We start from the raw sequence: 6,749 nt of genomic DNA on the forward strand, positions 1-6,749 counted from the left end.
TCATATGCTCCGCTGCTGGTCCTGCCGAAGGATGTCCACCAGAAGCACGTCATCAGTCCGGCCGGACGCGCGTGCCTCGACGACACGGGTGAGGAGTCGGCACGCCTCGGCTGCCGCGCCGACCACGGACGCGTCGGTCGGAGATGCGCGTGAGTCCGGATGATGCGCGCGAGCGATGCCGAGATAGGCCCGGCGCAGGTCGGATGGCTCGGCAGCCTCGCCGACACCGAGCAGGCGGCGGGCGGCAACGGTCCGCGCGCGGCTCGGACGGTCGATGGCGACCGCTGCGAAGGAGATCGCGGGCAGCGGACCGATCAGCCGGATGCGATTGTCACCGGGCAGCTGACGATCCAGCTCCTCCAAGGCATGTTCGAGCGCCGGCTCGGCTCCGGGCGCGAGCAGCACCACGGCATTGATCAGCATGTCCGGCTGATCGACCGGGAGGGCCATCACGTCTTGCGCAACGGTGGCGAGCGCGCGCATGGCGCCGGCTTCGAAGGCGGCCTGCTCAGCCGACATGAAGTCGTGAATCCTCGTCGCCAGGCTGTCGGCGCCCGCTTCAGCGCGCGTGACGGCAACGAGAACCTGATGGTGCCGACGGGCTGCGAGCGCCGCGGCCGGATCCCAGCTGATCGTGACCTGGAATTGCCGGGAGCGGCCGTGGAGGCGCAGGGCCTCCGCAAGAGGTCGGTGCTGGCTCTGCAGCAGTCTGGATGCCTCTGCGCGGCTCCTGATGACCGTGCCCGGGCGTGCGGGCAGAAGCGGCCCGTGCATCGCCGCCGCCTCGAGGATCCGCTGGGCTGTCAGCATGGACGACCTGAGCGCCGCCCTCGATCGCCGCAGCAACGGCCAGGATAATCCATTCGTCCGGACCAGCAGCGCCGCGAGGTCGCCCACCGCCACCGATCGGGCCTCGATATCGGCGAGCCGGCCGCCCGCGGCCGCGATGGCTCCGGCGACGTCTGGCGTGGTAATGCCCACCAGGGTCATGCTCACCAGAACCGCCTCCTTTGTGTGAGAGAACGCGCCGTACGAATGCTGCGGCCCGATCCGACGAGGTCGGAGGCGGCCAGCAGATCCGCCTGATCGATCTGGACGAGAGCGTCTCTGCTCGCCGCCACCGCGCGCCTGAGCGCAATCCGCCCCGCCTCCTGACAGATCGCGGCAAGCTCGGCGCCAACGAAGCCCTCCGTCGCCGCCGCGATGGCGCCGAGATCGACATCGCGGCCGAGCGGCAGCTTCGCCGACTGAACGGCGAGGATCTCTGCACGCGTGGCGCAGTTGGGCGACGGCACCGCGAACACGCGATCGAAGCGGCCGGGCCTGAGCAAAGCGGGTTCAACCTGATCGATCCGATTGGTCGCCGCCAGCAGGAAGACCCCTTTGAGCTCTTCGATGCCGTCGATCTCGGTGAGGAGCTGCGCGACCACGCGATCGCTCACCGCGCCGCTCTGTCCCCGCACAGGGGCGAGCGAGTCGATCTCATCGAAGAAGATGATGGTCGGCGAGGTCGCGCGCGCCTTGACGAACACGTCGCGGACCGCCCGTTCGCTCTCGCCGACGAAGCGATCGAGCAGCTCGGGGCCGCGCACCGCGATGAAGTTAACCTGGGCTTCGCTGGCGAGCGCCCGCGCCAGCAGCGTCTTGCCGGTCCCTGGCGGGCCGGTGAGCAGCACGCCCTTCGCGGGCCTGACGCCGAGATCCGCGAACAGCTGGGATCTCGTGAGCGGCCAGATCACCGCTTCGATCAGCTCCTGCTTGATGTCGGCCATGCCGCCGATCTCGCTCCAGCGGACCTGCGGCACATCGGTGTAGACCTCGCGGATCGCGGAGGGGCGGACCTCGGACAACGCCGTCTGGAAATCCGCGAGGCCGATGCAGAGCTCCTCGAGCGAGATGCCGTCAAGCGCGCTCGACTCGAATGCCGCGGCCCGGCGCAACGTCGCCATGCCGGCCTCGCGCACCAGCGCCGCCAGGTCGGCGCCGACAAAGCCATGGGTCGCCGCGGCAATCTGCGCGAGATCGACGTCCGGTCCGAGCGGCACGCCGCGGGTATGGATGGCGAGGATCTCCAGCCGGCCGCTGCGATCAGGGACGCCGATCGCGATCTCGCGATCGAACCGGCCGGGACGGCGCAGCGCCGGATCGAGATTGTCGGGCAGGTTGGTGGCCGCCATGACGATCACGAGGCCGCGCGAGGAGACGCCGTCGAGCAGCGTGAGCAGCTGCGCCACCAGACGCCCCTCGAGCTGGCGGTCGCCGCCGAGCCGGGCGCGTTGCGGCGCGATGGCGTCGATTTCGTCGATGAAGATGATCGCGGGCGCTCTCGCCTGCGCCTTCTGGAAGATGCTACGCAGCTTCGCTTCGGAGTCGCCATAGTGCTTGGAGACGATTTCAGGCCCGTCGATCTGGAAGAAGGCGGCTTCGCATTCCTGGGCCACCGCGCGCGCCAGCAGGGTCTTGCCTGTGCCCGGAGGTCCGGACAACAGAACGCCCTTGGGCGCCTCGATGCCGAGCCGGGCGAACAGATCCGGCCGGCGGATCGGCAGCTCGATCATCTCGCGCACCCGCCCCAGCTCGCGCGACAATCCGCCGAGATCTTCATAGGAGATGGTGCGGGGCGGCGCCTCGCCGGAGGCGGCTGCAAAGCTGATGCGTGTCTCGCGGCCGATGACGACGGCGCCATCCGGGTTGGTCGCGCACACGCGGCCGCTGAGGTCGCGGCCTCCGATCAGGCGCAGCCTGACGACATGGCCGGCCGCGACGGTCATGTCGCGGAAGGCGTCGGTGACGCGGCGGGCGAACAGGCCAGGGCGCGGCGGCCGGAAGCCGTCGAACGCGATGCTGACCTCATCGGCCGGACGGGTATGAGCCGCGGCCACCGAGACCAGGTCACCGAGACCCGTGCCGGCATTGGTGCGTCCGGTGCCGTCGATCAGGACCCGGCCAAGACCCCGCTGGTCCGGATGGGTGGGGAGCGCGCGGCCATAGGCAGAGTGGCGTCCCCGGATCTCGACGACGTCGCCGATGGAGACCCCGAGCAGCGCGAGATCGGCCGGATCGAGGCGCACGATGCCGCGGCCGGCATCGCCTGCGCGCACCTCGGCGACGGTCCGCTGAATGGTCGATGAGGCATCCATCTCAACCGCCGTTTGCGCCGCTGTGACGGACCGCGTTCTGCAGCCGCTCGATCAGCTCCATCTCCATGCGCTCGTAGTCCTGCTCGGAGATGCTGCCGGCCTCGAGCTGCTGTTCGAGCGCCGCGAGGGCCCGCTTGATCTCGGCCGGATCATTGATCTTGCTATCGACGGCGTCTCGGATGGCGCCGCCGATCCAGGTGACCATCCTGAGCGGGCCGCTGACGGGCGAGGTGAGAATCCGGCAAAGCATCGTGATCTCCCGGGGATTGCGAGGTGAGGGGCGTCTCGCCAATGGCATCGGGGCCTATCGGCCATGGCCTGGTGCGGGCGCAGCGTCGTGTTGATCCCAGTCGAGCGTCACGCTGACGAAATTGTAGGGCGGGATCGGCGCCACATATCTGAACTTCAGCCCTGCATCGTTCTGCTCGAGTTGCTCGACGACGCGATACAAGGCTTGCTCCGAGGTCCTGTCGACCAGGAGCGCGAAATGCGCGAACATCGCATCGTCGATCGGCGCCAGCTCCTTCACCTGGATCGCGAACGGCGTCACGGTCTGCAGCAATTGCTGGCGTGCGGCCGTCCGCCGGTCCTCGAGTGCCGCGCCGATCGCGCGGCCGAGTTCGATGCGGTCGTAGTAGGTCTGCTGCTCGCCGCGGCCGATCATGGCACGCCCGTTGTTGGCGAGCTGCGGATGCGCCGCCGCGAGCTGGCGCCACATGAACTGCTCGTCCCAGCTCGCCTTGAGCGCCACCTCGATGCGGCCGTCGATCTCGTCCAGCCGCGCCCGCAGCTCCTGACGGCGGAAGCCGATCACGCGCAGCAGCGTCGCCGGGTTCGGCACGATCACGCCGAAGCGCATCGGCAGCACCGGCCCATGCGCCATCGCCGCTTCGAGCACCTGGGTATGCGCGAGCATGTGACGCCGCGTCGGCATGATCTCCGGCAGGTCGATCGCGCTGACCAGCGCCGCGATGTTGCCGCTGCTGAGGATGGTGACCGGCTGCTCCGGATCGCCGACGGCGCGCGCCGCAATCGGGTGATGATCCTCGGCCCGGATCAGGCCGTAGACGTAGATGGATTGGCTGGACATGGGCGGCTCCTTTGTTGAGCTCAGGTTGATGCGTCGGGGTCTTTGGTGGTGGGCTTTGGAGTGGCGGGCTCTGGAGTGGCGGGTCTGGGAATGCAGATGCCAAGGATGCCGTTGGACAGCCTCACCACAGGCACCGCATCGCCGGGATCGCGCGGCAGACGGATGCGCTTGCGAAAGCGCCGTGCGCCCGTGGCCTCGATGTGCAGGTCTGCCCCCTCGAGGCGGACGACGAGCTCCTGCGCGCTGGCGGCGCATGGCGCGACCGTGACCAGGATTTCCGTTGGTTCGTCGAACACATCGATCAGCTGTCCTTCGGGGAGATCAATCCTGGGTTGGGCGGTCGGCGGGGCGCGGCGCGCCGTCGTCGGCTCGACGGAGTCGTCCCGGGCCAGGCCGTGCCGGATGGTGAAGCCGACGCTGCCGGCTACACGGCCGCGCGGCGTCCTGATCGTCAGGTCGCCCGTGCGTGACGTCTGGTCCTGCGTGAATCTGCGCTCGACCGACCCGAGCACATCCAGCAGCCGCCGACCCATTTCGTTCAACGCTTGGAGGCCCGTCGGCCCTGTGTCGTCGCGCTCGTCATCATTCATGTGCGGCTCCCGATTTGACAGCGATGCTTCGTGGTCGGCGCTTGCGCGGACGATGGTCGCGCGCCACGGCTGCTTCCAGCACTTCCAGGCGTTTCCTCAGTGCATCGTTCTCCACCGCGAGCTCCGAGTTGCGCGTCGTGAGCCGCGGATCGGCCTCCCACCAGTTGATGCCGAGCTCCATGGCGCGATCGACGGTGGCGACGATCAGACGGATCTTGATGTTGAGCAGCTCGATGCCCACCAGCGAGATCGTGACATCGCCGGCGACCACGATGCCCTTGTCGAGCACCCGTTCGAGGATGTCGGCGAGGCGGTCGCCTCCGGTTGGCTGGTGAACCGTGAACGTCATGGCGTGCTCCGTTCGCGCTTTCAGGCCGCGAACGTCCCTCCGTTCTTGCCGCGAGGATAACGGCGGGTTCGCTCGTAGCTCAGGAGCTTGCCGCGGGCGTCGAAGTTGAGCTGGTAGCTCGCCATGACGTCGTTCTCGGTGATCCGCGCCTTGGTGTCGATGAGCTCGACCTGAACCTGCCAGCCGCGCTCGCTCGGCTCGCAGCGCGAGACCAGCTCCGGCTGATGCCCGGTGATGGCGGCGACGCCTTCCCGGGCGATTGCTGATATTTTCAGAGCGTTCATGTCATGGGTCCTTCCGATGGGACTAGCGAGGAGGCCCGACGACGTCGCCAAAGGCGATGTCGTCGGCCTTGCTGATCTCGAGAAAGCCGAGCAGCTGGCGCGATCGCTCGTCGATGCGCTTCAGCCTTTCGCGCGCCTGTTCGCGCCTTGGTTCGAGCGACGCCAGGGCCTGGGTCAGACGATCGCGCTCGTGCTCGAGCCGGATCAGCTCGGCTGCAGCTTCGGTGCGCGAGCGCACGATCCGTCGCGCTGACGGCGGCCGTGGGCGGATGCTGCGGAGAGGAGACGGTCTCACGGTCGATCTCCATGCGTTGCGTTGGCCGGACAATGATTGTTCATCAGCCGCAGCAGCGTCGCGGCAAACCGGTCGCGATCCTCGCGGTTGGCCGGCTTGGCCTTTGCTGCCAGCACGTCGAGACACAGCCTGACGAAGCGCGGATCGTCGACGCTCGGCGTGATCGCTTCGCGCCCGACGATGCGCGCGATCATGATCGCGCTGCGCATCGACGGCGGCTGATGCGCCTTGGGCCAGCGGCGAATGCCGCGCACGAGATCGACGATCACCGCGGTCTCCGGGTAGGCGAGCCCGGTGCGGTTGCTGACGATGCCGATCTCGGTCTCGCGATCGTAATCGTCGAGATCGAAGGTGATGAGTCGGTCGAGCAGGGCGTCCTGCGGCCGTGAGACGCCCGCATACTCTTCCGGATTGGAGGTCAGGATGGCGCGGAATTCCGGGTGGGCGTGCACCAGCCGCTCCTTGCGCGAGCCGGCTGGAAAAATCAGGATGCGTTCCTCGACGATCGACAGCAGCGGATTGTTGGCCTGCGGCGGCGACCGGGTGAACTCGTCATAGACGAAGGTCAGGCCTTCGACGACGGCCTGCGCGAGCACCGCGTCGACCCACATCGACGAGGTCTCGGTCTCGACCCGGCGCACGGAATGGACGTAGCGATCGACCACCTGCCGCGATTTCGTGCCGATCTCGCGTCCGATCAGATGCGCGGCGGTGAGACTGTCGTCCCCGGTCAGCAGCACCATCGGCCGTCCGAGCCGGCCGGCGAGCTGCATCGCCATGGTGGTCTTGCCGGTGCCGGCGGGACCGCGGAGATGGACCGGGATGCCGGCCTTCAGGTAGCTCAGGGCGCGATCGCCCATCGAGACCAGCTGCGGGTTCTCGAAGAGATCGGCGCGCGGTGCGGGCGACCAGGCAGCCGCCGAGTGCGGCAAGCCCTGATCGATCACGCCGCCGGCTCCGGTGCGCCGCTCGTCAGCTGCGGGCGTCCCGCCCGGCGCGGA

The 6,749-nt window shown here is 68.4% G+C and carries 9 protein-coding genes; all 9 read right to left on the reverse strand.

Annotated elements, in window-relative coordinates:
- On the reverse strand, positions 1-990 hold the full coding sequence (locus BRAO375_RS21090; RefSeq protein ID WP_009029469.1) for a GvpL/GvpF family gas vesicle protein: 990 nt from the start codon (positions 988-990) through the stop codon (positions 1-3).
- A 2-nt stretch (positions 991-992) separates the two neighbouring features.
- The gene (locus BRAO375_RS21095; RefSeq protein ID WP_009029470.1) at positions 993-3,140 is read right to left on the reverse strand and encodes an AAA family ATPase; all 2,148 of its coding nucleotides are present in this window, start codon (positions 3,138-3,140) and stop codon (positions 993-995) included.
- A gap of 1 nt (position 3,141) precedes the next feature.
- Positions 3,142-3,390: a gas vesicle protein GvpG gene (locus BRAO375_RS21100; protein WP_009029471.1), complete on the reverse strand. Its 249-nt coding sequence runs from the start codon at positions 3,388-3,390 to the stop codon at positions 3,142-3,144.
- Positions 3,391-3,444: 54 nt separating this feature from the next.
- On the reverse strand, positions 3,445-4,230 hold the full coding sequence (locus BRAO375_RS21105) for a GvpL/GvpF family gas vesicle protein (RefSeq protein ID WP_009029472.1): 786 nt from the start codon (positions 4,228-4,230) through the stop codon (positions 3,445-3,447).
- Positions 4,231-4,250: 20 nt separating this feature from the next.
- Entirely contained in the window at positions 4,251-4,820 is a 570-nt protein-coding gene (locus tag BRAO375_RS21110; RefSeq protein ID WP_139031435.1) for a hypothetical protein, read from the reverse strand.
- The gene (locus BRAO375_RS21115; protein ID WP_009029474.1) at positions 4,813-5,169 is read right to left on the reverse strand and encodes a gas vesicle protein; all 357 of its coding nucleotides are present in this window, start codon (positions 5,167-5,169) and stop codon (positions 4,813-4,815) included. Before BRAO375_RS21115 ends, BRAO375_RS21110 begins: the two co-directional genes overlap by 8 nt.
- 20 nt (positions 5,170-5,189) lie before the next feature.
- The gene (gene gvpO / locus BRAO375_RS21120; RefSeq protein ID WP_009029475.1) at positions 5,190-5,453 is read right to left on the reverse strand and encodes a gas vesicle protein GvpO; all 264 of its coding nucleotides are present in this window, start codon (positions 5,451-5,453) and stop codon (positions 5,190-5,192) included.
- Positions 5,454-5,475: 22 nt separating this feature from the next.
- Complete coding sequence (locus tag BRAO375_RS21125) at positions 5,476-5,748, reverse strand: hypothetical protein (protein ID WP_009029476.1); 273 nt, start codon at positions 5,746-5,748, stop codon at positions 5,476-5,478.
- Positions 5,745-6,749: gas vesicle protein GvpN (gene gvpN / locus BRAO375_RS21130; protein ID WP_244423230.1), on the reverse strand; the 1,005-nt coding region annotated here is incomplete at its 5' end. The genes gvpN and BRAO375_RS21125, both read right to left, overlap by 4 nt.

This window comes from Bradyrhizobium sp. ORS 375, assembly GCF_000239775.1.
Lineage (GTDB): Bacteria > Pseudomonadota > Alphaproteobacteria > Rhizobiales > Xanthobacteraceae > Bradyrhizobium.